At 54.4% G+C, this 24608-nt stretch carries 25 protein-coding genes; 5 read left to right on the forward strand and 20 right to left on the reverse strand.

Annotated elements, in window-relative coordinates; genetic code table 11:
* Positions 1 to 115: 115 nt before the first annotated feature.
* Positions 116 to 3643, forward strand: coding sequence for a pyruvate:ferredoxin (flavodoxin) oxidoreductase (gene nifJ, locus AAGR08_RS09755; RefSeq protein ID WP_345829828.1), 3528 nt, complete (start codon positions 116 to 118; stop codon positions 3641 to 3643).
* 40 nt (positions 3644 to 3683) lie between these two features.
* Here the strand turns inward: nifJ and AAGR08_RS09760 are convergent, their stop codons facing one another.
* Complete coding sequence (locus tag AAGR08_RS09760; RefSeq protein ID WP_097097417.1) at positions 3684 to 3884, reverse strand: DUF2767 family protein; 201 nt, start codon at positions 3882 to 3884, stop codon at positions 3684 to 3686.
* A 281-nt stretch (positions 3885 to 4165) separates the two neighbouring features.
* On the opposite strand from AAGR08_RS09760, the gene ttcA reads away from it, so the two are divergent.
* Positions 4166 to 5101: a tRNA 2-thiocytidine(32) synthetase TtcA gene (gene ttcA / locus AAGR08_RS09765; protein WP_097097418.1), complete on the forward strand. Its 936-nt coding sequence runs from the start codon at positions 4166 to 4168 to the stop codon at positions 5099 to 5101.
* A gap of 58 nt (positions 5102 to 5159) precedes the next feature.
* On the opposite strand, the gene AAGR08_RS09770 is transcribed toward ttcA, so the two are convergent.
* From AAGR08_RS09770 to AAGR08_RS09840, 15 genes are all read right to left on the reverse strand, one after another.
* The gene (locus tag AAGR08_RS09770; protein ID WP_176519178.1) at positions 5160 to 5306 is read right to left on the reverse strand and encodes a hypothetical protein; all 147 of its coding nucleotides are present in this window, start codon (positions 5304 to 5306) and stop codon (positions 5160 to 5162) included.
* A 256-nt stretch (positions 5307 to 5562) separates the two neighbouring features.
* Positions 5563 to 6546 carry a zinc transporter ZntB gene (gene zntB / locus AAGR08_RS09775; RefSeq protein ID WP_345826755.1) on the reverse strand — a complete coding sequence of 328 codons (984 nt, stop codon included), beginning with the start codon at positions 6544 to 6546 and terminating at the stop codon, positions 5563 to 5565.
* A gap of 144 nt (positions 6547 to 6690) precedes the next feature.
* Positions 6691 to 7329, reverse strand: coding sequence for an RpiB/LacA/LacB family sugar-phosphate isomerase (locus AAGR08_RS09780; RefSeq protein WP_097097420.1), 639 nt, complete (start codon positions 7327 to 7329; stop codon positions 6691 to 6693).
* A gap of 186 nt (positions 7330 to 7515) precedes the next feature.
* Complete coding sequence (locus AAGR08_RS09785) at positions 7516 to 8013, reverse strand: protein disulfide oxidoreductase (RefSeq protein WP_097097421.1); 498 nt, start codon at positions 8011 to 8013, stop codon at positions 7516 to 7518.
* Entirely contained in the window at positions 8010 to 8732 is a 723-nt protein-coding gene (locus AAGR08_RS09790; protein ID WP_345826756.1) for a DsbA family protein, read from the reverse strand. The genes AAGR08_RS09785 and AAGR08_RS09790 overlap by 4 nt, the downstream gene beginning before the upstream one ends.
* On the reverse strand, positions 8732 to 10732 hold the full coding sequence (locus AAGR08_RS09795) for a protein-disulfide reductase DsbD domain-containing protein (RefSeq protein ID WP_345826757.1): 2001 nt from the start codon (positions 10730 to 10732) through the stop codon (positions 8732 to 8734). Before AAGR08_RS09795 ends, AAGR08_RS09790 begins: the two co-directional genes overlap by 1 nt.
* 49 nt (positions 10733 to 10781) lie before the next feature.
* Positions 10782 to 11138 carry a hypothetical protein gene (locus tag AAGR08_RS09800; RefSeq protein ID WP_345826758.1) on the reverse strand — a complete coding sequence of 119 codons (357 nt, stop codon included), beginning with the start codon at positions 11136 to 11138 and terminating at the stop codon, positions 10782 to 10784.
* 203 nt (positions 11139 to 11341) lie between these two features.
* Positions 11342 to 12136: an SDR family oxidoreductase gene (locus tag AAGR08_RS09805; protein ID WP_345826759.1), complete on the reverse strand. Its 795-nt coding sequence runs from the start codon at positions 12134 to 12136 to the stop codon at positions 11342 to 11344.
* A gap of 162 nt (positions 12137 to 12298) precedes the next feature.
* Complete coding sequence (locus AAGR08_RS09810) at positions 12299 to 12883, reverse strand: glucokinase (protein WP_345826760.1); 585 nt, start codon at positions 12881 to 12883, stop codon at positions 12299 to 12301.
* Positions 12880 to 13317, reverse strand: coding sequence for a PTS sugar transporter subunit IIA (locus AAGR08_RS09815; protein WP_345826761.1), 438 nt, complete (start codon positions 13315 to 13317; stop codon positions 12880 to 12882). Before AAGR08_RS09815 ends, AAGR08_RS09810 begins: the two co-directional genes overlap by 4 nt.
* Before the next feature lie 9 nt (positions 13318 to 13326).
* The gene (locus AAGR08_RS09820) at positions 13327 to 13596 is read right to left on the reverse strand and encodes a hypothetical protein (protein ID WP_097097427.1); all 270 of its coding nucleotides are present in this window, start codon (positions 13594 to 13596) and stop codon (positions 13327 to 13329) included.
* 62 nt (positions 13597 to 13658) lie between these two features.
* Positions 13659 to 14501: a class II fructose-bisphosphate aldolase gene (locus AAGR08_RS09825; protein WP_097097428.1), complete on the reverse strand. Its 843-nt coding sequence runs from the start codon at positions 14499 to 14501 to the stop codon at positions 13659 to 13661.
* Positions 14488 to 15861 (reverse strand): PTS sugar transporter subunit IIC, encoded by a 1374-nt coding sequence (locus AAGR08_RS09830; RefSeq protein WP_097097429.1) that lies wholly within the window; start codon positions 15859 to 15861, stop codon positions 14488 to 14490. Before AAGR08_RS09830 ends, AAGR08_RS09825 begins: the two co-directional genes overlap by 14 nt.
* On the reverse strand, positions 15854 to 16168 hold the full coding sequence (locus AAGR08_RS09835) for a PTS sugar transporter subunit IIB (RefSeq protein WP_034827292.1): 315 nt from the start codon (positions 16166 to 16168) through the stop codon (positions 15854 to 15856). The genes AAGR08_RS09830 and AAGR08_RS09835 overlap by 8 nt, the downstream gene beginning before the upstream one ends.
* 10 nt (positions 16169 to 16178) lie before the next feature.
* Positions 16179 to 17159, reverse strand: coding sequence for a 6-phosphofructokinase (locus tag AAGR08_RS09840; RefSeq protein ID WP_345826762.1), 981 nt, complete (start codon positions 17157 to 17159; stop codon positions 16179 to 16181).
* Positions 17160 to 17594: 435 nt separating this feature from the next.
* On the opposite strand from AAGR08_RS09840, the gene dld reads away from it, so the two are divergent.
* Positions 17595 to 19295: a D-lactate dehydrogenase gene (gene dld, locus AAGR08_RS09845; RefSeq protein ID WP_345826763.1), complete on the forward strand. Its 1701-nt coding sequence runs from the start codon at positions 17595 to 17597 to the stop codon at positions 19293 to 19295.
* Positions 19296 to 19439: 144 nt separating this feature from the next.
* Here the strand turns inward: dld and AAGR08_RS09850 are convergent, their stop codons facing one another.
* A complete protein-coding gene (locus AAGR08_RS09850; protein WP_345826764.1) occupies positions 19440 to 20024 on the reverse strand; it encodes a YceI family protein in 585 nt (194 codons plus the stop codon).
* Between the two features lie 219 nt (positions 20025 to 20243).
* On the opposite strand from AAGR08_RS09850, the gene AAGR08_RS09855 reads away from it, so the two are divergent.
* Complete coding sequence (locus tag AAGR08_RS09855) at positions 20244 to 20594, forward strand: type II toxin-antitoxin system RelE/ParE family toxin (RefSeq protein ID WP_345826765.1); 351 nt, start codon at positions 20244 to 20246, stop codon at positions 20592 to 20594.
* Between the two features lies 1 nt (position 20595).
* Positions 20596 to 20895 (forward strand): helix-turn-helix transcriptional regulator, encoded by a 300-nt coding sequence (locus tag AAGR08_RS09860; RefSeq protein ID WP_007891812.1) that lies wholly within the window; start codon positions 20596 to 20598, stop codon positions 20893 to 20895.
* Here the strand turns inward: AAGR08_RS09860 and pqqF are convergent.
* The 3 genes from pqqF to pqqD are packed head-to-tail and all read right to left on the reverse strand — an operon-like array spanning position 20886 to position 24608.
* Positions 20886 to 23204, reverse strand: a complete 2319-nt coding sequence (gene pqqF, locus AAGR08_RS09865; protein ID WP_345826766.1) for a pyrroloquinoline quinone biosynthesis protein PqqF — start codon at positions 23202 to 23204, stop codon at positions 20886 to 20888. The two genes, AAGR08_RS09860 and pqqF, sit on opposite strands and share 10 nt — an antisense overlap.
* On the reverse strand, positions 23204 to 24343 hold the full coding sequence (pqqE, locus tag AAGR08_RS09870; RefSeq protein WP_097097434.1) for a pyrroloquinoline quinone biosynthesis protein PqqE: 1140 nt from the start codon (positions 24341 to 24343) through the stop codon (positions 23204 to 23206). Before pqqE ends, pqqF begins: the two co-directional genes overlap by 1 nt.
* Positions 24330 to 24608 (reverse strand): pyrroloquinoline quinone biosynthesis peptide chaperone PqqD, encoded by a 279-nt coding sequence (pqqD, locus tag AAGR08_RS09875; RefSeq protein ID WP_097097435.1) that lies wholly within the window; start codon positions 24606 to 24608, stop codon positions 24330 to 24332. Before pqqD ends, pqqE begins: the two co-directional genes overlap by 14 nt.

Genomic DNA, 24608 nt, shown 5'->3' on the forward strand with positions numbered 1-24608 from the left:
TGCGTTCACAGCATACGAGCACACAGATGAAAAAGTCGCTTCATGACACTTTGCTAGACTGAATTGATTACCCCCGTAAATTTTGCGGGTTTCTCAGCGTAGCAAAGGACGATTTATGATTACCGTCGACGGTAACGGTGCAGTGGCTTCGGTCGCCTTCCGCACCAGTGAAGTAATTGCCATTTACCCCATCACGCCCAGCTCCACTATGGCCGAACTGGCAGATAGCTGGTCTGGCGAAGGCCGCCCTAACGTCTGGGGCGACGTACCGCGTGTCATCGAGATGCAATCTGAAGGCGGCGCGATTGCCACCGTGCATGGCGCGCTACAAACCGGCGCGCTCTCCACCACCTTTACTTCGTCGCAGGGATTACTACTGATGATTCCAACGCTGTACAAACTGGCCGGTCAACTGATGCCGTTTGTGCTGCACGTTGCAGCGCGTACCGTGGCGACTCACGCACTGTCTATTTTTGGCGATCATTCCGATGTGATGGCCGTTCGCCAGACGGGCTGCGCACAGCTTTGCGCATCCAGCGTGCAGGAAGCGCAGGATTTTGCCTTGATTGCGCACATTGCCTCGCTTAACAGCCGTATCCCCTTTATCCACTTTTTTGATGGTTTCCGCACTTCGCATGAGATTAACAAGATTGTACCGATCAGCGATGAAACCCTGCAGGCGCTGATGCCCGCTGACGCCATTGCCGCCCACCGCGCGCGCGCACTCACGCCAGATCGTCCTGCCATTCGCGGCACGTCCGCGAATCCCGATACCTACTTCCAGGCACGCGAAGCCACTAACCGCTGGTACGACAATTGCACCCAACACGTTGAAGATGCGATGGCAGCATTTGGCGCAAATACCGGACGCCACTACCAGCCGTTTGAGTTTTATGGCCATCCACAGGCCGAACGCGTGATAGTCATGATGGGTTCTGGTTGCGGCACTGCGGAAGAAGCGATTGATGAGATGCTGCCGCGCGGGGAGAAAGTTGGCTTAGTAAAAGTGCGCTTATATCGCCCGTTTTCGGCGAAGCATTTACTCAGCGTGATCCCAGCGTCCGCGCAGCGCATTGCCGTGCTGGATCGCACCAAAGAGCCGGGCGCGCTGGGTGAACCGCTGTTCCTTGATGTGATGACTGCGCTGGCTGAGGCTTACAGCCGTGGCGAGCGTGCATCGCTGCCAAAAGTAAGTGGTGGGCGCTATGGCTTATCTTCGAAAGAGTTCGCACCCGATGCGGTCCTGGCCGTATTCCGGGCGCTACAGCGTGAACAACCTCCGGCGCGCTTTACCGTCGGCATTTACGATGATGTCACTCACCTTTCCCTGCCGCTGGAAGCCAACATTGTGCCTAACCGCGCGCGACTTGAGGCGCTGTTTTACGGCCTGGGAAGCGACGGCAGCGTCAGCGCCAGCAAAAACAATCTGAAGATTATCGGCAACGCTACGCCGTGGCACGTGCAGGGCTATTTCGTTTACGATTCAAAAAAAGCCGGTGGACTGACGGTATCCCATTTACGCGTCAGTGAATATCCCATCCAGTCCGCCTATTTGATTCAGCAAGCTGACTTTATCGGCTGCCATCAGCTGCAATTTATCGATAAGTATTCGATGATTGATCAGCTCAAGCCCGGCGGGATTTTTCTGCTCAACACGCCTTACCGCGCGGATGAAGTGTGGTCACGTTTGCCACAGGAAGTTCAAAGCAAGCTTAACGACAAACAGGCACAATTTTATGTGATTAACGCTGCGCGCATTGCCCGTGAATGCCAACTGGGCGCACGCATTAACACGGTTATGCAGATGGCCTTTTTCCAGCTGACGCAGATCCTGCCAGGCAACAGCGCACTGAGCGAATTGCAAAACGCGATTGCACGTAGCTACAGCAGCAAGGGCGAAGCGCTGGTGCAGCGCAACTGGCAGGCGCTGGCGCTAGCTCAACAGGCATTGCACGCGGTGCCGCGACAGCCGGTTGATCCCCGCAGCCCACATCGGCCGCCGGTGGTGTCAGATAGCGCACCCGATTTCGTCAAAACCGTGACTGCCGCAATGCTGGCAGGCCTTGGCGACAAGCTCCCCGTCTCGGCTTTGCCACCCGACGGCACCTGGCCGGTCGGCACTACGCAGTGGGAAAAACGCAATATTGCCGAAGCGGTCCCCATCTGGCAGCCTGATCTGTGTACGCAGTGTAATCATTGTGTCGCCGCCTGCCCCCATTCGGCCATTCGTGCCAAAGTGGTGGCCCCTGAAGCGCTGGCCGATGCACCCGCTTCGCTCGCATCCCTTGATGTGAAATCGCGCGATATGCGCGGGCAGAAATATGTATTGCAGGTGGCACCGGAAGATTGCACCGGCTGCAACTTATGCGTAGAGGTGTGTCCAGCCAGCGATCGCCAGCACCCAGAGATTAAAGCCATCAACATGAAATCACGGCTGGAGCATGTTGAGACTGAAAAGATCAATTACGCTGCCTTCCTCGCACTTCCTGAGATAACGGCAGAACAGCTGGAAAGGATTGATATCCGTACCTCGCAGCTCATTACCCCGCTGTTTGAATATTCCGGTGCCTGTTCCGGCTGTGGTGAAACGCCTTATATCAAGCTTCTGACGCAGCTATATGGCGATCGCCTATTAATTGCTAATGCTACCGGTTGTTCTTCGATTTATGGCGGCAACTTGCCCTCCACGCCCTATACCACTAACGCTGAAGGGCGTGGTCCGGCGTGGGCTAACTCACTCTTTGAAGATAACGCCGAGTTTGGTTTGGGTTTCCGTTTGAGTGTCGATCAGCAAAAACAGCGCGCACTCAGGTTGCTCGATCAATGTGCTCCAGAATTGCCCGCTGCATTAGTTGCTGACCTTAAAGGTGACAACGTCACCATATCACGGCGGCGCGAACAGATTGCCCAACTGCGCGCCCTGCTCGCCGCATCGTCGCAGCCTGCAGCCGTAGCATTAACTGCAACCGCCGATGCATTAGTAGAGAAATCCGTTTGGCTGATTGGTGGCGATGGCTGGGCCTATGATATTGGTTACGGCGGACTCGATCATGTGATGAGCCTGAGCGAAAACGTAAACGTGCTGGTGCTGGATACACAGTGCTACTCCAACACCGGTGGTCAGGCATCAAAAGCGACACCGCTGGGCGCCGTGACCAAATTTGGCGAGCAAGGCAAACGTAAAGCACGTAAAGATCTTGGCATGTCCACCCTACTGTATGGGCATGTGTATGTGGCGCAGATCTCACTGGGTGCGCAGCTTAATCAGACGGTGAAAGCGATTCAGGAAGCCGAAGCCTGGCCAGGGCCGTCGTTGATCATTGCCTATAGCCCGTGTGAAGAACATGGCTACGATCTCGCCTATAGCCATGAGCAAATGCGTTTGCTTACGACCAGCGGCTTCTGGCCTTTGTATCGTTTTGATCCGCGCCGAGCGGAACAAGGTAAAGCCGCGCTGTCACTGGATTCTCGTCCACCCACCTCAGAGCTGGAACAGGCATTAATGAACGAGCAGCGCTTCCGTCAATTACAAAGCCAGCGCCCTGAAGAGGCGTCTCAGTTATGGCGTGACGCGACGGAGGCCGCTGAGCAGCGCTATCAACGGCTGGCGGAGTTAGCAGGAAAAAGGGAGAAAAGTGAGTAAATGGAAAAGCCCGGCGCAGATGGCCGGGCTTTTTGCTGGTTTAACAGGGTTTAAGCTGGACGATTGCCATCTCCACGGCGCGATTCGGTGCGCCGGTTAATTCACGATAACGCACTTGCAGGTTACGTAACTCAGTCGCTAACACTTCTTTCTCGGTTGCGGCACCGCGCTGTGCCAGCTCCAGATAACATTGCCCCACCAGCCGGCATGCTTCTTCAAACACCATGTCATACGTTTGCATTTTTCACTCCTCACCTTAAGAAACTAAAAAAACTATTTGGCCATCCTGTCAGGGCCGGATGAGGAAAATATTTGCTTAGATCAATAAATACACAGATTGCGCTGGCAAAGTGTGCGCTTTGCTATCAAGTGCAATGCGTGACTCGCAGAAAAGAGATCACTTCAGGCTAGCATTCGCGCCCGCAATCCGTACCATACGCAGTCATGTTAAAAGGGTTTATTGCCGCTGAAGTTTGCTTCAGCCGCTAACGGTCCTTGTCTTCACTCTTAAGCGTGAAAATAATGTCAGAAAATCAAGAAGTAACAAAAAAAGAGCAGTACAACCTCAATAAATTGCAGAAGCGTTTGCGTCGCAACGTGGGTGAAGCCATTGCTGACTTCAATATGATTGAAGAAGGCGATCGCATCATGGTTTGCCTGTCTGGCGGCAAAGATAGCTACACCATGCTGGAGATTTTGCGCAATTTGCAGCAGAGCGCACCGGTGAATTTCTCGCTGGTAGCGGTGAATCTGGATCAGAAACAGCCGGGATTTCCTGAGCATATCCTGCCAGCCTATCTGGATGAATTGGGCGTTGAGTACCACATCGTCAACGAAGATACCTATTCGATAGTTAAAGATAAAATCCCTGAAGGGAAAACCACCTGCTCACTCTGCTCGCGCTTACGCCGTGGCATTCTATACCGCACTGCCACCGAGCTGGGTTGTACCAAAATCGCGTTAGGTCATCATCGTGACGACATCCTCCAGACGATGTTCCTGAATATGTTCTACGGCGGCAAGATGAAAGGCATGCCGCCCAAGCTGATGAGCGATGACGGCAAGCATATCGTGATTCGTCCGCTGGCTTACTGCCGCGAGAAGGACATCATTCGTTTTGCGGAAGCACGCCAGTTCCCGATCATTCCGTGCAACCTGTGCGGCTCGCAGCCAAATCTGCAACGTCAGGTGGTCGCCGATATGCTGCGCGACTGGGATAAACGATATCCAGGCCGCATCGAAACCATGTTTACCGCCATGCAGAATGTGGTGCCATCACATATGGCAGATATCAATCTTTTTGATTTCAAAGGTATCAAACACGGCGATGACGTTGTTGATGGCGGTGATTTAGCATTTGATCGCGAAACGTTGCCGGTGCAGCCTGCGGGCTGGCAGCCTGAAGAAGATGATGCGCCGAGCCTTAGCGTACGTCTGGACGTGCTGGAAATTAAGTAAGCGTTTTTTGAGAGATAAAAGGCGCGTCGCTTCGGCAACGCGCCTTTTTTATTTGCAATTAGCGATGCGGCGGCGGATCTTGAATCGGTGGAAACTCCGGGTCGTAAGGCGGTTGCTCCGGTGGAATCGGCTGTGGTTGTGGAATCGGTTCGGGAATGGGGGGTGGATCGGTAGGAATCGGTTCGCTAGCGGTGATCGGTTGCATGCCCTTCTCCTTATTGCTGAATGTCTTGTAAGCATAGGAAAGGATGGCCGAGCAAGCCAAGCGGGCAAAAAAAAGCCGGCGGATAGGCCGGCGTCGTACGAATCAAATGTGCTATGCAGTAATTCTAAAAAAGGAAGTAAGACAATATGGAGCGCAACGCCCATCGCTTGACGTTGCATTCACCTGCGGGAGAGAGTTTGCCCCGATTGGTCTCGGGAGATATTGATATCGATCAGGTTTAAACCGCTTTTCTGTTTTACAGCCAGTTACGTCTTTTAAGCCATACCGCAACACCTGCAACCATCATCAGCAGCAGCACACAGAAGGCCGTGAAGCCCAGCGGCCAGCTGCCGCCGGGGATGCCACCCAGATTAACGCCAAATAAGCCGGTTAAAAACGTCGCGGGCAGGAAAATCATCGCCATTAGCGACATGGTGTACGTGCGGCGGTTCATTGACTCCGCCAGGATCGAAGCGACTTCATCCGCCAGAATTGAGGTACGCGCCACGCCGGCATTGAGATCGTCGAGTCCGCGTCCCAACCGGTCCGCAACTTCTTGCATACGACGGCGATCGTCATCATTCATCCACGCCATTTTTTCGATGGCCAGCCGCGCATACACATCACGCTGCGGCGCCATATAGCGTCGCATCACAATCAGCTGCTTGCGTATCAACGCCAGGTCACCGCGTGCAGGCACTTCCTGGTTCATCAAGCCATCTTCCAGCGCAATGATTTTGTCATGTATCTCTTCAATGAATTCACTGGCGTGATCGGTCAACGCATCGCAGACATCCACCAGCCAGCTGCCGCCATCAATCGGGCCATTGCCATTTTGGAGATCGGTTAACACTTCATCGACGGCGTACACCTTGCGACGGCGCGTGGAGACAATCAGCTTGTCGTTGATAAACACGCGCATGGCGACCAGCTGATCGGGCCGCGAATCGGCGTTATGGTTAACGCTACGCAACACAATCATGAAGCCGTCGCCGAGGCGCGTCACGCGCGGGCGCATACTGTCACCTGCCAGCGCATCGCGCACTGAGTCGGGGATGAGCGGCGTGTTTTGCAGCCATTCTGCGCTTTGGCGTTGGGTATAATTGAGGTGGAGCCAGCAGGGGCGCTCGCAATTAATCACATCTTTATCTTCGATGGGAATCATGCCACCTGCGCCATCAAGCTGACAGGCCACAATGGCATCAGATACTTGCAGTGCTTTTCCTTCAATGACGTTCACGAACTGGCCTCACTATCAAAATCAATACGATACAGTCTAGCGCGGCGCAGAGCAGTTGCAATCATCAGGCTGTGAGCAAAGATGACAGTCGAGCATAAAAAAAGGTGCGCATCAGTGCGCACCTTATCAGCTCTAAGAGCATCACTACTGCGTTAGTTCACGTACCAGGCCTACGATCGCCTTGTCTTGCCCATGTTCAAACAGGCACTGCTGCAAGCGCGGGCCGCTTACCGCCGTCTTTACGAGCTCAGGATCGATGGCGCGTAATGCATCCAGCGTGTTCTCTTTCAGCAGTGCGGCTTTCACTTCGTTCAATAGGCCGGCGTTGCGCACCTGCGGCGCTTTACGCTCCGGCGGATAGCCCAGCCCTTTTTCTCCGGTGAAGGCTTTTTCGAAGATAAAGCGCAGGTTCAGCTCCGCGCCCCAGCCGAAACCTTTCGCGAACGGCAGCGACAGCGCATTACCGTTATTAATTTGCGCAAACAGATAGGCGTCCGCCGGATCGATGCAGTAACCGCACACCACGCCCGGATGCAGGTTAAGCGACATCAGCGCGCCCTGGCCGGTGCCGCAACCGGCCACGACAAAGTCCACCGCTTTACTGTTCAGCAGCACGTTGGCCATGATACCGAGGTGAATGTATGTCAGATGATGATCCTGCTCGTCGCTCATGCCAACGTTAAACACCTGATGCCCGAGCGGCTGTGCCACCGACTGAAGCTCCTTCAACACCGTTGCGTTCTTCGCAGCCTGGCTGTTTTCCATCATCAACGCGATTTTCATGATCCATCCTCAAATTAAATTGAAACACCGTTTCATTTTAATCAGTGAGCGGTAAAATGCAGCCCTTAAATGCTTTATTGCCTGTGATTCAAGTCACAGACTGATCATGCAATCGACGAAGCGAGAACATATTGTTCTGCAAAAATGCGATGTTGCTGGCGGCACGTGCATGTGCCGCCAGTGAGCTTATCGGGATGCCCACCACAGGCGGAGTTTCAATCCCCAACCGCTGGTCCAGCCGCTGCTGGTGCTAACGACTTTTCCCTGGTGTAACACGATAAAGGTCGGCGTCGCGTTGATATCCCAGCGCTGACCTAGCGCTCCGTTTTCATCATTGATCGCCACACCGTGCACCCCTTTCTTCTCAAGCCAGGTGGCAACGCGCGCATCGCTGCCAGAGCGCAGCGCCACGCTAACCACCTTTACTCCCTGCTGGCTGAGCGCCGCCACGGTTGGCGTGGTGAGTTTGCACACACCACACCACGTCGCCCAGACGTAAACCAGCACCGGCTGATGCTGACTCATTTCAGCGAGATTGACGTCACCTTGTAGCGAAGTCAGCGGCTGTTGCGCCAAATCCGCAGGCAGTTGCGGCGCACGCCACCAATCCATGCCCCACAATACTGCTCCGGCAATGAGGACCAGCAATAGCGCTTCACGTAGCCAGCGCTTCAGGCGACTCATTTCTTGGCCTGCAGCGCGCCTTTCACTGCCGCTTCCAGCTGTTCATAAGGGACCGCACCGCTGATCATCTGATCGCCCACCAGCGTTGCTGGCGTCCCCTGGACGCCAAGCTGCTGTGCCAGCGTCAGATTGCTGTTAATGGTGTCAAGACTGGCTTTGCTGGGCTCTTTCAAGGTGATGCCGGTTTTTTCCAGTGCAGCTTCAATGCTGGCCGCATCGTGATTGCCCTTTTTAGCCATCAAACGCTCATGCAGCTTAAGAAAGTTTTTAGGCTGCTGCTCCCAAACGGTGAGCGCCAGTCGTGCTGAGGTCAGCGAGGTTTCGGCACGATACGGCAGCGGTTTAATCACCACCGCTACCTGCGGATAGTTTTTGATCAGCTTTTCGATATCTGCTTCAAATTTCTTACAGAACACACAGTTGTAATCGGTGAAGTACACCAACGTCAGCGCGGGCTTTTCAGCGCCAATGCGCGGTGAGGCGGCATCGTTGAACAGCACATCGCGGTTTTTCTCCACCATCTGCGCCACCACGCTTTGCTGCTGGCGCGCGGCTTCTTTGTCCAAGGCGTCGGCCGCTTCGGCCAGAATCGCTGGGTTTTGCACCAGCGTCTCTCGAATCAGCTCTTTAATGCGCGCTTCCTGTTCTGGGGTAAACGGCGCAGCAGCAAGTGCGGGCATGGCAAGGAGCATCAGTGGCAGTAACAGGGATTTCTTCATTATTTTTTCGCCTCAGAGAGTGTTGAAATCACCGCTTCACGCGTCAGCAGCGGTGACAAAATCTGGCCTTGCGGCAGCGCCGGGCCATAAATCTGGTTAAATGGGATGGCGACACGATCGCGGCGGCGCAGGAATTCACCAATCGCCGCATCGGGTTGTGTCCAGTCGCCGCGCAGCAGTACCACGTCGTCGGCTTTTAGCGCAGCACGCACATCAGGCTGATTCAGCACGCGGGATTTGTTCACTTTGCAGGTGATACACCAATCAGCAGTGACATCAATAAACACGCGTTTATCCTGCTCAAGTGCCTGATTGAGCGCCGCTTCTGTCAGCGGCAGCCAGTGCAGCGAATCCTCTTCCGGCTCAATACGCGTCATCAGGAACAGTGCGCCTGCCAGCGTAAGCGTGATGAGCACGACGCCAGCCTGTTGGAGCGCCTGCTGTTTCACGAGCCAGATGCAAAGCACCACCAGCAGCGTGAGCGCCAGCATCAGCGCAAAGGTCGCGCCCCAGTGAGGTATGAGCAGCGTGACCAGCCAGAAGGTGGCAAGCAGCATAAACAAGCCGAGTACGCTGCGCAGATGCACCATCCAGCGCCCGGGACGCGGTAAACAACGCGCCATACCCGGCAGCGCGGCCACCAGCAGCCATGGCAAACTCATGCCCACGCCAAGCGCCACAAACAGTAGCCATAGCTGCGGCAGCGGTGCAGTCAGCGCATAGGCGACAGCGGTACCAAGGAACGGTGCGCTGCACGGCGTGGCCAACAAGGTGGCAAACGCGCCCTGCCCGAAGTGTCCGAGCAGACCATCACTGCCCCGTGTCGCCAGTGTGGTATTGAGGCCCGACGGCAAGCGGAAGTGCAGCAAATCAAACAGGCTGGCGCTGAACAGGAACATCACCAGCACCATCACCAGCAGGAAACCGCTGCTCTGGAACTGGATGCCCCAGCCAAGTGCTTGGCCGCTTAGCCGCAGCCCGGTCATCAGTAATGCCAGTAGCAGGAAAGAGAAGATGATGCCCGCGCTGGAGGCAAGGAACTGCTGGCGCGTTTGACGCTGTGTTTGCCCCTGCTGTTGCACCAGGCTGCTGAGCTTTATCGCCAGCACCGGCAACACGCAGGGCATCAGGTTGAGGATCAATCCGCCGAGCAGCGCCAGCAGCACAACGGACCACAAGGTCGACGCTGCCCCGCCCGAAACCAGGCTTTCAGCGCCAATCGTCACTGAGCTTTGCTGCGCGATACCGCCATCGGCTACCACCAGCGACAGCGTTTTGCCGCGCAAGTCCGGTGCCGCTTCGCCCCATTCGTCGGTCACCGCCACCCGCGCGCTGAGTGTGTCACCGCTAACGCTGATGCTGGGTGCTGCCAGCATGCTGCCCGGCGGATAGTCAAAGAACAGCGCCGGTTTTTGCCAGCCATCCTGGCGCTGGGCGCGAATTTGCAGTTCGCCGTTAACAAAGCTGGCGTTGAGCCGATCGGTTAATCCGCCTGCGGCGGGAATTTGCCCCATCGCTTCAGCATAATCGCGGGCAAAATTCACATCCGCAGGTCGGGTGAGATCGAGACTGAATGGGAAATCGGTCAGAATGCAGACATCGCTGCAGGTCGAGAGCGTCAGCGTACCTGCAAGCCGTTGGCTCGACAATGTTGCCAGTTCGATGGGCAGCGTGATATCGCCTTTGTAGCCTTGCGTGGTCAAACCGCTAACGTCAAAACGCTCGGGCGCTGGCCAAAACCATCGCGCGTTGACCTCCGGCGTTTGCCAGCGGATTTCCGGCGCGACGCCGCCTTCGCCAGGGGTGCGCCAGTAGGTTTTCCAGCCGGGTTGCAGACGAATATCCAGCAGCAGTTGCTGCTTGTCGTTGAAGCTGGCGCTGCGCAGGCGCACCTCGGCGTGGCTATTTTGCGCATTGCGCAGCCAGCCGGTATCGGCGGCCTGCGCGGTCATCGCACAGCTCGCCAGCAGAAGCAGCAGGCTCCTGATTAATAAGTACATGTTGATATCTCCAGTAAATAACAGGGTTTACGCGATGCAGCGCGTCGTGTTATTCCCGGAAGACACAGAAGGTGAGATGCCGCCGTCGCAGCGGTGGAAACAGTAGTGTGCGGTGATAGCCGACAGACTTCGTGGCTGGCGTAAAGCTAGCCATTAACGCTAATAGCAACAGCAGAAAGGGCAATGCAGTATCAAGGAGCGGTGCCGTGCCGCCGAGGGATTTCGCGCTCAGTGCACAGGGCTTTTCGCTGCCGCTGGCATCGTCAACACATTGAGTTTGCCCGGAGGCGTTGATCTGCGGGAACGGCGCGAAGGGCAAATTGAAGCTGCGCTGGACGAGACAAAATGCCAGCACCAGACAAACCAGTGCCAGAATCCATTTTGCGCGTGATAGCGATATCGTCATGCCGCAGCCTCAGAGAAAAGTGCGGGCATTTTATGCATCTACAGCAGAAACACCAAGCTTTGCAGTGTAAACTTTTGTCTTTGTTGTACGGAGCGTTTTTGAGACGGTGGGCATGAATGCCCACCGTACGTGGCAAGCAACCTAATTACCGCACGCTTCACCGTCGGGTCGCCATTCATGGCGACCTCAATCATGCCATCTGGCTAAACAATATCATCCACGACGCCGCCATCAACGCGCAGCGCGGCGCCCGATGTGGCTGAGGCCTGTTTCGAACAGACATACACCACCATATTCGCGACCTCTTCCACCGTGGCAGCACGCTGAATCACCGAACTCGGGCGCTGCGCCATCACAAACTCTTTCGCTAAAACTTCCAGCGGCTTACCAGTGCGTTTCACTTCCTCTTCCATCATGGCGGCAAAACCGTCGGAAAGCGTTGGCCCCGGCAGCACGCTATTCACCGTCACCCCACTGCCCGCCGCCACTTTTGCCAGACCACGCGCCAGCGACAGCTGCGCCGTTTTACTGACGCCGTAATGCAGCATATCGGCGGGAATGTTGAGCGCCGATTCAGAAGAGATAAACACTACCCGTCCCCAGCCGCGTTTCACCATCTCCGGCAACAACGCGCGCGACAAGCGGACACCTGACATCACATTGGTTTGCCAGTAGGCATCCCAGGTTTCGTCATCCACCTCAAAGAAATCCTGCGGTCCGTAAATACCGGCGTTATTCACCAGAATATCGATCGGCGGCAAGCCGTTAAGCAGTTGCCTGACACCCTGCGCACTGCCGAGGTCGGCGATAACGGTATGGATTTTTGCGCCCGCCACCAGGCCGTTGAGCTTCTCGCGTGCACGGCTGACCGATGCTTCACTGCGTCCGTTCAGGACCACTTCCGCGCCGCTGGCGGCCAGACCTTGTGCGATGGCAAAACCTATGCCGCCGGTGGATGCGGTGACCAGCGCTGCTTTACCGTGTAAATCGATATTCATGAAGGTTTCCTCTGTGAGCGTAATCACAAAAGCCTGGTAGAAGCTCAGCGACACGCATTGACGAAACATGCGATTAATCGAAAGACACGGCAAAACACGCGCTTAATTTTCGTCTAATGGCAGCTGTTCAGGCCTCTCCTTTTGCCTGTTGCAGACAGGAATTTAACCTGATGCTGATAAAGCAGGCTGGGCAGCGATGGGCACTCGCAGCTGGCGTTGTAGCCAGGCAAAAGCCGCCGCTTCGTCCGGATCGCGCGCATCCAGTTGCAAAACCGGACCCAGCCCCATCGGCTGAGCGGTTTCCGCAAGCTTGCGCAGTTCCGGTAGATACTCCGCCCCCGGATGCCCGGGCATACGATCCGTCAAACGCGACTGATAACGCGTTACCGCATCATCCGGCGTAATCGCCAGCCACAGCTCCAGCACCCGCGTCACGTTCGCCTTTTGCAATCCTTGCAGCAGTACTTCACGCGGCTGAAAGCCAAACCAGGCGTCGATTATGTAGATGCAGCGCGTCGGCGCCTGCGCCACCACGTTCCAGATCGCCTGATAGGCCGCACAGCCCAGTTGTCGATTGCGCTGCCGATCCACCGGTGCAAAGCTGGCCATAAACGGCTCTTTCAGACCATCCAGCGTTAATACCGGAAAGCCAAACTGCTCTGCCAGTGCGCGGGTCAGCGTGCTTTTGCCGGAAGCGGGAATGCCGTTTACCAGCACGACGATTTTCTCTTCGCTATGGGTTGTCATAGGATATCTATCACCTCCGCAGCGCTGCTGGCGTTGCGCAGGCGCACCAGCGTCTCTTCATCTTCCAGCAGCGTGACAATCGCGCGGATGCCCTCTTCAATATGGGCGTTGCTGTCACGCGCACCGAACATAATCACGATGTCGGCTTTATCGCTGCCATCAAACGAAATCGGCTCATCCAGTACGATCATGCTGAAACAGTCTTTCAGCACGCCGGTTTCCGGCCGTGCATGAGGAATGGCAATGCCCTCCTCAAACACGTAATAAGCGCCGTGCTCCAGCGTGTTGGCGATAACCGCTTCCGGATAGCTGGCCTTGATGTAGCCGCCGTTGACCAGCGGCAGCGCGGCCAGCGCGATAACCTCGCGCCAGTCCATGGCGCTGATCCCGACCTGAATCGCACTCGCTTCCTGCAGCAGCTGTTTAATGCTCATACTGCCTCCTTAAAAGGATTTGCGAATGGTATTACGCAGTTCATCAATTTTAACGAACAGCGGATCAATTTCCTGACGGAAGCGGTGGCTTTTAGCAAAAAGCGTTAATGCGCGGTTATATTCCAGCATTAGTTGCTTTTGCGTATCTTTCGCCTGCGGATTATTCGCCAACTGTTGTTCCAGTTCGTTTATTTTACCGCTGATCGCTTCAGCCTGAAGATCTATTTCCTGTGAATCCTGGCTCTTATTTTCCAAGCCCTTTTTCAAGAATCCAAACATAGCGTCTCCTGCCCCGAATGGCGCCGGGCACCTCAGGTTATTACGTCATAAGTGATAAACTATTAGCGGAACAGCTGAATCTTTTCTACCAGAACATTGGTTACGGCATCGTTAGCCGGTACAAGGAAATTACGTACGCTGTCGTTAACTTTGCCTTTTTCGAATGTCTGTTTGCAGTTCGCTACCCATTGCACGTTCATCTCAGTTCCGACGTTCACTTTCTCAATACCACTGCGCACCGCCAGCCGCATATCTTCATCGCTCACCCCCGTGCCGCCGTGCAGCACCAGCGGTGTTTTCGTGGCGTCAGTGATTTCGGCGAGGCGCTGATGCTGAATGTGCGCTTTACCAGTATACAAGCCGTGTACGGTACCAATGGAGATGGCCAGCATATCCACGCCGGTTTCTTCCACAAAGCGCTTAGCATCATCGACCGTGGTGAAAGCCGTTTCGCTCATGGCGACGACTTTGCCGTCTTCTGAACCGCCAATCGCACCCAGCTCCGCTTCGACTGAGACATCCAGCGGACGCGCCATATCAATAACACGACGCGTATTGGCAATATTTTCTTCAATCGGTAAATGTGAGCCGTCATACATAATAGAGCTGAAGCCAGCATCCAGCGCAGTTTGAATCGCCGCTAAATCGGAACAGTGATCGAGGTGCAAACAGGTCGGGACATTGCGGCTCTCTGATAATGAGCGAATCGCATCCACCAATAATTTATGTCCGAGATATTTCGCGGTACCGGTAGATATCTGAATCATTAATGGGCTATTGGTTTTCTCTGCCGCGCTAAAAAAGGCCGGCAGCATTTCCAGACAGTGTAAATTAAAGGAACCGAGCGCTTTAAATTCACGTTCTTTTGCCACCTGTAACAGATCGGTAAAATTATAAAGTTTCATGGAGCTTTTCCTCATGGGATTTAGATTTCGTGGATTTTCCGTTAACAAACCAGGCGAGAAGCGTAATAAAGACAATAAACAGGGCGACGAACAGCCAGTTATTCTGGAACGCGTGGCCGAGCACCAGCCCGGTACTGATGACATCCGAATCACTGAAGGTCACGCCGGTGAAACCATAGCTTTCCAGCATCGGCACCAGAATCGCCGGCAGGAAGGTAATGAATAGACCGTGAACGAAGCCGCCGATCATCGCACCACGACGTCCACCCAGCGCATTGCCAAACACCCCTGCGGTGCCACCAGCAAAGAAGTTGGTCAGCAGCCCTGGCAGAATCATCGCCAGACCAAACATCGGGAACACCAGCATGCCAACCACCGAACCCAGGGTGGTGGCGAGGAAGCCCACGATCACCGCATTTGGGGCATAGGGGAACATCACCGGGCAGTCGAGCGCAGGTTTGGCATCGGGTACCAGGCGCATGGCAATGCCGCGGAAAGCCGGCACCAATTCATTCAGCAGCAGACGCACGCCGCTGTACAGCACGAACACGCCGCACACGAACTGAATTGACTGCATAAAGGCATACATCAGGTAGTTCATGCCGTTGCTGTACTGGCCGATAAATTCCGGACCGGCGGCAACCGCAGGAATCAGGTACATCGGCACCATCACCACGGCCATCGACAGGTAGGTGTCCTGCAGGAATTTAAAGTTGTCGGGCAGTTTGAGATCTTCGGTAGAGCGCGAGCCTTTGCCGACCACCTTCGCCACCGCCGCCGTCAGCAGATAGCCGATGGTACAGAAATGTCCGAGCGCCACGTCGTCGGAGTCGGTGATGCGGCGCACCACCGGTTGGGCTAGCGCAGGCATGACAACCGCCATAATGCCGCCAAAGATGCCGCCGGTAAGGATCAGAGGTAAGCCTGTTAGCCCCGCTTTATAGCCAATCACCGCACCAATCGTCGCCATCCACAGCAGCGCCTGACCGGTAAGGAAGATGTATTTGAACGGTGTCAGGCGCGCGATAATGATGTTGACGATAAAGATCACCAACAGCGTCAGCGCCACTTCTGAACCCAGCTCGCGGTTCGCTAACCCGGCGATGGCGGCAACGTCGGTGATATAACCCTGCATGCCAAAACCGTGGGTGAAAATGGTGTTCAGGAAAGTTAAGGTACCGACAATAATGTTGATACCGGCCATCATAATTAAGAAACCGAGCAGGGTTTTAAAGGTGCCTTCCACCACCTTGCCCGCCGATTTTTTTTGCAGTAGCAGACCAATCAGGGCGATAAAGGCAATCAGTATTGACGCCTGCCCTAATAGATCTTTTACCAGGAAGTCGATCACACTATTCATGATTAGCAACCTTTAAGTTACGTTCTTTCATAAACGCCACGATTTTTTCTTCAATTTCCGCTTTATCAGTCAGCTTGTTGAGAATAATCACCCGCTTAATTTGCTCCGGGCTGGCATCGGCATTTAACACATCAGCAAACGCTTTCTGAGTTAAAATCATGTCGGATTTAAAGGCGTTGGCTTCAGAAATAGTGGTGTGATCAATATCGGCTTCGATTTCGAGCTTCTTTAATACCGACTTAGCGCTCATCTCGATTGCGAAACTCGATCCAAGACCGCATCCACAGACACATAATATTTTCAGCATGGCTATTTCCTCACAGAATTTGCAGTTGTTTAGCGAGTTTATAATGATGCCCTTCAGTATCGACCAGGCGTTTTTTCATGCTTATTAAATCAATCGGAATCGGTCTATTACTGCCATTAATAATGACCGCTTTATTGCGCATTCCCGACTGAATACAACGCGCGACTTCACTGGCCATAATGGTGCCCTGATAAATCTCTTCACAGGTGGGATCGCCATTTCGCAGGCCATAACCGATAATAGTTTTACGAATACGTACGCCAATCAGCGGTTCAATTTGTTTTATTAAGGTATCGATGGCGCCCTGAAAGCCCGGTGAATATTCACGGGTATAGCCTTCCGAGCACAATATAATCACGCTGTTCTGCGCGGCCAGCCGCTGTGTGATGCGCTCGGCCAGTTCCTGCGGTGCAATCTGGCATTCAGGAATCAGCGCAAAATCCGCATTGGACTTGATCGCCGACTGTAACGTTAATTCACCACAATAGCCGCCGAGCAGCTCCACCATGAATACGCGGCCGGTTAACGCGCGGCCGGTATTGCGTAATTTTGCCACCTCTTTTAATACCTGCTCGCAGGCAGTGGAGAAACCAATACTGTAGTCACTGCCAAAGACGTCATTATCGATAGTCATACCCACGCCAAAACAGTTGACGCCAAATTCGCTCAGCGTGTGCAAAAATTGTAATGAACCGTCACCTCCCGCCATAATTACTACGTCAATACGCAGCGACTTGAGGTGTTTAGCAATGATTTCATATTCCGGGCGAATTAATTTCCTTGTCGTTCTTCCTGACTGCATTACCGGAATTGAAGCGATGGCGTAATCGACTAAATCACGTTGGGATATTTCCCGGTGATTGTTTTCCAGTAAACCAGGAATGCCGCCATTGAATAACACCATTTCCGCTTTTGTCAGACGGGATATTTGATAAACAAAGTTATTAATCCCGGTAACATCTCCACCGCTGATCACCATGCCAATTCTCATTGCCATCATCCTTCATGCTGTGCGTCTGATATTCATTCTTCCGATTAACCGCAGTGCTATTTGCAACGAATGTCACACTTTTGCCATGAATTTGCTGCCAGAGATCGTTGACACAGGGTTTTGATGAGTCTTTTTTGTGATTAAAATCACATTGCCAATTCTGATTAAAATATGAATTATTCATTTAAATCATAAGGTTATATTTACATTTATCTTTGCGCCCCGCTGCCCTTAATATCTTTACTGACGCTCTTTTTCTTTCACTCTATTTTGTGATTTCCCGCGCATTTTTATCGATTACGCGCGTTTATTCCGTGAAAGTTAAAGGGATAATGATTACGTGCGTTATTTCCGCATCCGTGCCAGTCAATGATTGACTCAATGCTGTTGCACTTGTCCAATATGAATGCAAATAATTAGCGAAGAAGAGAGAAGATGAGTATTCCGCAGGAGATGTTGCGTCACCTGGCTGGCGTGGTGGGTGAGAAACAGTTATTAACCCATGCCGATGATAAAGCCTGGTACATAAAAGGCTTCCGTGTGGGGCGTGGCGAAGCGCTGGCGGTGGTGTTACCGCAAACCCTGCTGCAGCTATGGCAGACACTGCAGGTTTGCGTCGCCCATGACGCCATTGTGCTTATGCAAGCCTCAAATACCGGCGTTACCGGCGGATCAACGCCCGACGGCAACGATTACGATCGCGATGTGGTGATCATCAGCACCCGCCAGTTAAAAGGTGTGCAGGTCATTGATCAGGCGCGTCAGGTCATTGCCTTCCCAGGTACCACCCTCACTGAACTGGAACAGACCTTACAGCCGTTGGGGCGTGAACCGCATTCTGTGATTGGCTCATCCTGCATCGGCGCGTCTGTGGTGGGCGGGATTTGTAATAACTCCGGCGGCTCACTGATTCGTCGCGGCCCGGCCTTTACTGAAAAGTCCCTGTTCGCGCGCATCCATGACGATGGCCGCTTAGAAATGGTTAATCATCTCGGTATTGCGCTGGGCGAAACGCCAGAGGCCATGCTGGAAGCACTGACGCAGCAGCAGTATCAAACCGGTGAACAACCTGACTGGCAGGGAAAGATTTGGGCCGAAGATTATGCCGATCGCCTGCGTGATGTCACCGCTGATTCCCCGGCACGTTTTAATGGCGACCTCCGTTATCTGCACGACAGTTCCGGCAGCGCCGGTAAAGTGGTGGTGTTTGCCGTGCGTTTGCCCACCTTTGAGGCCAGCACCGGTAGCGATACCTTTTACATCGGTACCAACGATGAGCATGTGCTGGTGGAACTGCGTCGCTATCTGTTGACCCGCATGAGCGAGCTGCCGTTACAGGCGGAATATATCCATCGTAACGCCTTTGATTTGACGGTGCGCTACGCCAAACATATGTATCTGGCGATACGTAAACTCGGTCCGCAGGCCATTCCGCAAATGATGACGAATAAAGCCAAATGGGATGTGCGCATCAGCCATTTGAAATTCCTGCCGCGCAATTTTGTTGATCGGATGCTGCAATGCTTTAATCAGCTCACACCGAGCTTTATCGCGCCGCGCATTATGGATTACCGCAGCGAGTATCAACACCATTTGATGATCAAAGTTGAGTCTCAGCAAAGCGCTGAGCTACACGTTCTGTTGCAGGCATTTTTTGCGGCTCATCAGGGCGGCTTTTTCCATTGCGATGCCCGTGAAGCGGCAGATGCCTTCCTGGTACGTTTTGGCGTTGGCGGCTGCACCATTTCCTACTGCGATGCGCTGGGTTATAACCCCAATGAGCGGTTGGTCGCCTTCGACGTGGCGCTGCGCCGTAATGATGATGCGTGGCGCCTGACGCTACCGGATCACCTGGCGGCACAGGTGCAGGTCGACTCGTGTTGTGGGCACTTTTTCTGTTTCGTGAATCATCAGGATTATGTACTGAAGCCGGGCTATGATGCCAAAGTGTTTAAGGAAGAGGTGAAGCGGTATCTGGAGCAGCGCGGGGCTAAATATCCCGCCGAGCACAACGTTGGACACCTCTATCAGGCTTCATGCGAGCATGTGGATCACTGGAAGCAGCTCGATCCCACCAACAGCTGTAATCCGGGGATTGGCAAAACCAGCAAGAAGAAGTTTTGGCGGGAAATGTAGCATCGGTAGCCAGGTCGCCATAAAGGGCGACCCTACGGTTATTTAGCGGGATTTCGTAGGGTGCGCATTCAAGCGCACCTGGTCACCATCAATGCGCATCCTGGCGGATTCATCGCGATTGAAACTCAGCAAACATCGATGCGATTATTTCGCGTATGCTTCGGTTGAGATGGTCAACGTCACGTCATCGCCTACCGCTGGCACATACTTATCCAGCTTGAAATCCGAACGCTTAATCACGCCAGTGGCATCAAAACCAATCGCCTCTTTTTTCACCATCGGATGCATGCCCTGCTGATTCAGCGTGGCATGCAAGGTGACCGGCTTGGTAATCCCTTTCAACGTCAGGTTACCTTCCACGTCGAATTTGTTATCACCCTTGGCTTCCACTTTGGTGCTGTGGAATACCGCTGAAGGATATTTTGCGGTATCGAAATACTCAGCACCGAGAAACTCTTTGGTCAATGCAGGTACGTGAGTATCAATTTGCGTAATCGGCAGCGTGACATCAACGCGCGACTGCTGCGGCTGATCCTTATCAAATACGATTGACCCTTTGCTATTCGGGATATCGGCCGTCGGGTGAGAGAAACCAAAGTGCGTCCAGGTCACGATGACCGAGGTGTGCGCCGGATCGAGGGCATACTGCATCGCTGCAGCCTGTGACAAGGGGGCATAAAGCGTAGCCGCCGCCAACAGTGGCAGCGCAAGACGGGTAATGTTTTTCACTCGCAGTTCCTTTTAGTTCGGGATAATGCAGTGAGTGTCGCCCTTTACCTGGTAACTAACCAGTGAAGAGATTTGCTGGTGACTGTCAAATATATTCAAATATATCAATGAGTAATAATCATCATACGATAAAATCACAGCGCGTAAGTAGCATGCACGTTGCTTTCATAGCCTAAAGGCTATAGGTTATTTATAGCAAAAAAGCTATGGGATGGCATTATGTGGGAAATTCTGACAACGGATGTTTTCGATAAGTGGTTCCTGGCGCAGAGTGAAGCACTGCGCCAGGATGTGTTAGCCGCGATGACTATTTTAGGTGAAATGGGACCCCAATTGGGACGCCCTTATGTTGATACGCTAAAAGGTAGCGATGTCCCTAACCTGAAGGAGTTGCGCATTCAGCATGCAGGTAACCCCATCAGCGCATTTTTCGCTTTTGATCCGGTGCGACGCGCTATTGTGCTATGCGCAGGGAATAAAACCGGCTGCAACCAAAAACAGTTTTACCGAACGATGATTCGCCTTGCTGAAACAGAATACCGTAAGCATGTGGCGCAGATGGAGGGATAAGATGTCTACTTTGAAAGAGTTACTGGAAAAACAATCACCTGAAAGCCAGCAGCGGATCGCTAAAAAAGTCGAGAAATTGCGCCAGGAGATTGCCTTGAGCCAGCTGCGTGAAGAACTCAATCTCTCGCAAACTGAATTGGCGCGTGTCATTGGCGTCTCGCAACCCACGCTGGCTAAAATGGAAAATCCCGGCAACGACCCGCGACTCTCCACATTAAAACGTTATGTTGACGCTTTGGGTGGTGAACTGCGTATTGACGTTACGTTGCCCAACGGCAAACACATCGCCTTTCAACTTTGATTAACCAAAATCAACCAGCGATGCCTTTCACGCAGCAGGTGATAGTGAAGGTGCTGTAGCTGCGGCAGCGTCAGTGCCTGGATGGCGGTGCGGTTAAGGATTGGTAAGCCAAGCTGCTGGCGCAGCGCTTCTTCCGCACGCTCGCTGTTGTCCTGGTTTACGCACTGCATCGCTAAGTTCGCCTGCCAGGCCGCGAGATGTGCCGCAGGAATAGCGGCGATTTCGGCAAGCATGTCTCGCATAAAACGTTTGCTGTGGCCAAGCAGCGTGCGCCATGGGATATTCGGCGACTGCAGCGCCAGCAGCAAACCATCAACATCCGCAACTCGCTGATAGCGCGCCGACACCACATAGCCAATTTGCTGCTCTACCCGCAGACGCTGGAAAAAGCGCGTTTCCAGCATCAGCGCCAGCGCACGTAACGCCGCGAGGCTGGCATCATCCTGCTGCAGCAGCGGCATAAACAGTAACAGCGCCTGATCGCTCCCGTCACAGGCAACCGGCATCACGCCGCGATGCAGCATGGCAGGTGGCGCATAGCGTGCCAGCGCGAGGGAGAATTCGCTGAGCAGATGGCCCACGCGCTGGCTTAGCGCACCCTCTGCGCCACACCACGCGACCAACCATTGTGGTGTTGACTGCGGCGGGATCAGTTTGCTGGGCAAAGCGGCCAGCAGCTGACGAATAACGATAGAGTGCGTTGTCTTGATGACCCGATCCTGCACCGGTGCATTAAGCGCCTGTAAAGCCTGATGCATGCTAAGCAAAGCGCGATCGGCGCAAGCAGGCAAATTAAGCACCAGCTGCCAGCTACCCTGTTTTTGCTGCCAGCTGCCGTTGCCACCGGCGTGGCGCAACTCAGCTAGCACCGGACGCAATAAGCGTTGCCGCGCCTGTGCTTCCTCGTCGCGCAACAGCTGATAAAACGCCGGGCGCAGCAGCAGCGTCTCAACCGATTGCACGGGCGCAATCACCGGCAGCGGCTGCGCCACTGGCGGTAAGCGAGGCAACGTTATCTCTGCTGACGCCGGATAAAAGTGAAACGTTGCAGGTTCGGTGGCGAGCCATTGTTCGGGCAACCATTCAGCCAGCTGCAGCGTAAATCCCTGTTTCTGCTGCGGCATACCCTTCAGCTGTTGCTGCGTGAGCAAACGCCTGCGTGGGCGGTGAGGTAACGCAGAGGCAAAGTCAGCCAGATTATCTGGAACCGTTAAGCCAGGCGCAAAACCGAGCGCCCGGCCGCGCAGCTGCTCCAGCGCGGACGAGGCGGCAAAATCCTGCTGTGCCAGCCGCGCATAGTGCTGATGCTGCCGCGCAGGTGCCTCTCTTAACGCGGTGAGATGCTGCCAGAAGTAGTGCTCGATACGTTGCGCCTGCGCGGGAGTAAGCTGCGGCGCACCAAAGCGCAGCGCCAGTAACGCGTGGTGCGTATCCTGCCATAGCCACTGGGCGTTAAAGGACTCACAGAGCCCTTCATGCCGCAGTTGCGCCATTAAGCCGCCGGGTGCTTCATCTTGCCAAAAGGCATTCAGCAAGGTGACGTTGTCACGAATGGTGGGTTCATCGCCGTCAATCAGCAGCGCCAGCCAGAAACTCTCTTCACCCGCCAGCTGCAGCAAACCATCGCCTGGCAGCAGTAAAGGTTCGATTGCCGCTGGAGTTGCACCACCCGTTAATAATCCGCTGCCAAACTGCGACGCCAGCTGCGCCAGTTCATCGAGCGATTGCGGACCTTGCAACCAAAGTTGCATGTTATCAGCGTGATACCAACGCTGATGAAATGTCTGTAACGCCGCCCGCAACTGCGTGACATCGTCACCAAATACCACGCGATTGCCTACGCGAAAGCGTTGAAAACGGCCTTGCAGCGCATCCAGTATCGCCGCTTCACACAGCGTGTCGGCATGGCTTTGCAGCAGCTGATACTCGGCATCAATCACCGCCGCTTCCTGCTGGATGGCCTGCGCACTCAGCAGCGGTGCCGCGAGCATATCGCACAGCCGCTGTACGCCCGCTGATAACGCCGCGGCCGGTAGCTGGCAAAAAAAGGCGCTGCGGCTCAGCTGCGTAGTGGCATTGACCTGGCCGCCCTGCTGCTGCACCCACGGCATGAAGCGATGGTCACCGCTGAAGTTTTCACTGCCGCAAAACAGCAGATGCTCAAGCAAATGCGCCAGCCCCGGCCAGCGATCCGGCTCATCGAGGCTGCCCGCCTGCACGCGCATTAGCACCGCCGCATTGCGTGCGCCGGGCTGATGGTGCAGATAACAGCGCAGGCCGTTGGCGAGCGTGATCTGGCGCGCGTTCATCAGGTGACGCGCTGCTTAAAGATCAGTTCGGAGTTGCTACGGTTACGGAACTGCAGCTGCTGGATTTTGATATCACTGCAGTTAGCCTGACGCCGCGCTTCAAGGATTTTGCCATGATGCGGTGACTTACTGCACACCGGATCGGTATTGTCCGCATCGCCGGTCAGCATAAACGCCTGGCAACGACAGCCGCCAAAGTCCTTCTCTTTCTCATCGCAGGAGCGGCAGGGTTCCGGCATCCAGTCAAAACCACGATAGCGGTTAAAGCCAAACGAGTTGTACCAGATGTCATCCAGCGTGCGTTCCAGCACCGATGGGAACTCAACCGGCAGCTGGCGCGCGCTGTGGCACGGCAACGCGGTACCGTCGGGCGTGACGCTAAGGAAGATCGATCCCCAACCGCCCATGCACGGTTTCGGCCGCTCTTCATAGTAATCCGGCGTGACGAACAACAGATTGGTCAGATTGCCACTGGCGCTCATGCGCTGACGATAATCGGCCACCACCGCTTCGGCATGGGCGATCTGTTCGCGCGTCGGCAACAATCCTTCACGGTTAAGCTGCGCCCAACCGTAGAATTGACAGGTCGCCAGCTCGACGTCATCGGCTTCCAGTTCGATACAGAGATCGATGATCTTGTCGATTTGATCGATATTGTGGCGATGCAGCACAAAGTTCAGCACCATCGGATAGCCATGCGCTTTCACCGCTTTTGCCATCTCCAGCTTCTGCTGGAAGGCTTTCTTCGACCCGGCTAGCGCAGCGTTCAGCGTTTCATCGCTGGCCTGGAAACTGATCTGAATGTGATCGAGGCCCGCGTCAGCAAAGGCGTCGAGTTTTTTTGCCGTCAGGCCAATGCCGGAGGTGATCAGGTTGGTGTAGAAACCGAGATCGCGCGCGGCGCGGATCAGCTCCGGCAAATCTTTACGCGTTAACGGTTCGCCGCCGGAAAAACCGAGCTGCACGCTGCCCATGGCACGCGCCTGGCGGAACACCTCAATCCACTGTTCGGTGGTCAGCTCTTTCTCCTGCTGGGAAAAATCCAGCGGATTGGAGCAATACGGACACTGCAGCGGGCAGCGATAGGTCAATTCTGCCAGCAGCCACAGCGGCGGCGTCACGGTTTTACTCGGGTTCACGACACAGTATCCATTTTTGTTCGATGGCAGATTGCAGGAACTCTTTCACGTCATCGCCTACGCCGCCCGCTTCCGGGAAGCGCGCATCCAGCGTGGCAACAATGGCCGCCACATCCTGTTTACCATCGACCAGTTCAAGGATCATCGTGGCGGTTTCGTTCAGCTTGGCCATGCCTTCCGGATAGAGCACGACATGGCTCTCCTGCGCCGCTTCCCACTGCATGCGGTAGCCACGACGGAAAGCCGGAATCAGATTATCTTTCAT

The sequence above is a fragment of the Pantoea sp. BRR-3P genome, assembly GCF_039621635.1.
In the GTDB taxonomy this organism is placed as follows: domain Bacteria; phylum Pseudomonadota; class Gammaproteobacteria; order Enterobacterales; family Enterobacteriaceae; genus Pantoea; species Pantoea floridensis.

What these genes read in the sequence shown, in the direction of transcription:
- nifJ (WP_345829828.1), top strand. Translation starts at nt 116, where the DNA reads ATGATTACCGTCGACGGTAACGGTGCAGTGGCTTCGGTCGCCTTCCGC.
- AAGR08_RS09760 (WP_097097417.1), bottom strand. Translation starts at nt 3,884, where the DNA reads ATGCAAACGTATGACATGGTGTTTGAAGAAGCATGCCGGCTGGTGGGG.
- ttcA (WP_097097418.1), top strand. Translation starts at nt 4,166, where the DNA reads ATGTCAGAAAATCAAGAAGTAACAAAAAAAGAGCAGTACAACCTCAAT.
- AAGR08_RS09770 (WP_176519178.1), bottom strand. Translation starts at nt 5,306, where the DNA reads ATGCAACCGATCACCGCTAGCGAACCGATTCCTACCGATCCACCCCCC.
- AAGR08_RS09780 (WP_097097420.1), bottom strand. Translation starts at nt 7,329, where the DNA reads ATGAAAATCGCGTTGATGATGGAAAACAGCCAGGCTGCGAAGAACGCA.
- AAGR08_RS09785 (WP_097097421.1), bottom strand. Translation starts at nt 8,013, where the DNA reads ATGAGTCGCCTGAAGCGCTGGCTACGTGAAGCGCTATTGCTGGTCCTC.
- AAGR08_RS09790 (WP_345826756.1), bottom strand. Translation starts at nt 8,732, where the DNA reads ATGAAGAAATCCCTGTTACTGCCACTGATGCTCCTTGCCATGCCCGCA.
- AAGR08_RS09795 (WP_345826757.1), bottom strand. Translation starts at nt 10,732, where the DNA reads ATGTACTTATTAATCAGGAGCCTGCTGCTTCTGCTGGCGAGCTGTGCG.
- AAGR08_RS09800 (WP_345826758.1), bottom strand. Translation starts at nt 11,138, where the DNA reads ATGACGATATCGCTATCACGCGCAAAATGGATTCTGGCACTGGTTTGT.
- AAGR08_RS09805 (WP_345826759.1), bottom strand. Translation starts at nt 12,136, where the DNA reads ATGAATATCGATTTACACGGTAAAGCAGCGCTGGTCACCGCATCCACC.
- AAGR08_RS09810 (WP_345826760.1), bottom strand. Translation starts at nt 12,883, where the DNA reads ATGACAACCCATAGCGAAGAGAAAATCGTCGTGCTGGTAAACGGCATT.
- AAGR08_RS09815 (WP_345826761.1), bottom strand. Translation starts at nt 13,317, where the DNA reads ATGAGCATTAAACAGCTGCTGCAGGAAGCGAGTGCGATTCAGGTCGGG.
- AAGR08_RS09820 (WP_097097427.1), bottom strand. Translation starts at nt 13,596, where the DNA reads ATGTTTGGATTCTTGAAAAAGGGCTTGGAAAATAAGAGCCAGGATTCA.
- AAGR08_RS09825 (WP_097097428.1), bottom strand. Translation starts at nt 14,501, where the DNA reads ATGAAACTTTATAATTTTACCGATCTGTTACAGGTGGCAAAAGAACGT.
- AAGR08_RS09830 (WP_097097429.1), bottom strand. Translation starts at nt 15,861, where the DNA reads ATGAATAGTGTGATCGACTTCCTGGTAAAAGATCTATTAGGGCAGGCG.
- AAGR08_RS09835 (WP_034827292.1), bottom strand. Translation starts at nt 16,168, where the DNA reads ATGCTGAAAATATTATGTGTCTGTGGATGCGGTCTTGGATCGAGTTTC.
- AAGR08_RS09840 (WP_345826762.1), bottom strand. Translation starts at nt 17,159, where the DNA reads ATGAGAATTGGCATGGTGATCAGCGGTGGAGATGTTACCGGGATTAAT.
- dld (WP_345826763.1), top strand. Translation starts at nt 17,595, where the DNA reads ATGAGTATTCCGCAGGAGATGTTGCGTCACCTGGCTGGCGTGGTGGGT.
- AAGR08_RS09855 (WP_345826765.1), top strand. Translation starts at nt 20,244, where the DNA reads ATGTGGGAAATTCTGACAACGGATGTTTTCGATAAGTGGTTCCTGGCG.
- AAGR08_RS09860 (WP_007891812.1), top strand. Translation starts at nt 20,596, where the DNA reads ATGTCTACTTTGAAAGAGTTACTGGAAAAACAATCACCTGAAAGCCAG.
- pqqF (WP_345826766.1), bottom strand. Translation starts at nt 23,204, where the DNA reads ATGAACGCGCGCCAGATCACGCTCGCCAACGGCCTGCGCTGTTATCTG.
- pqqD (WP_097097435.1), bottom strand. Translation starts at nt 24,608, where the DNA reads ATGAAAGATAATCTGATTCCGGCTTTCCGTCGTGGCTACCGCATGCAG.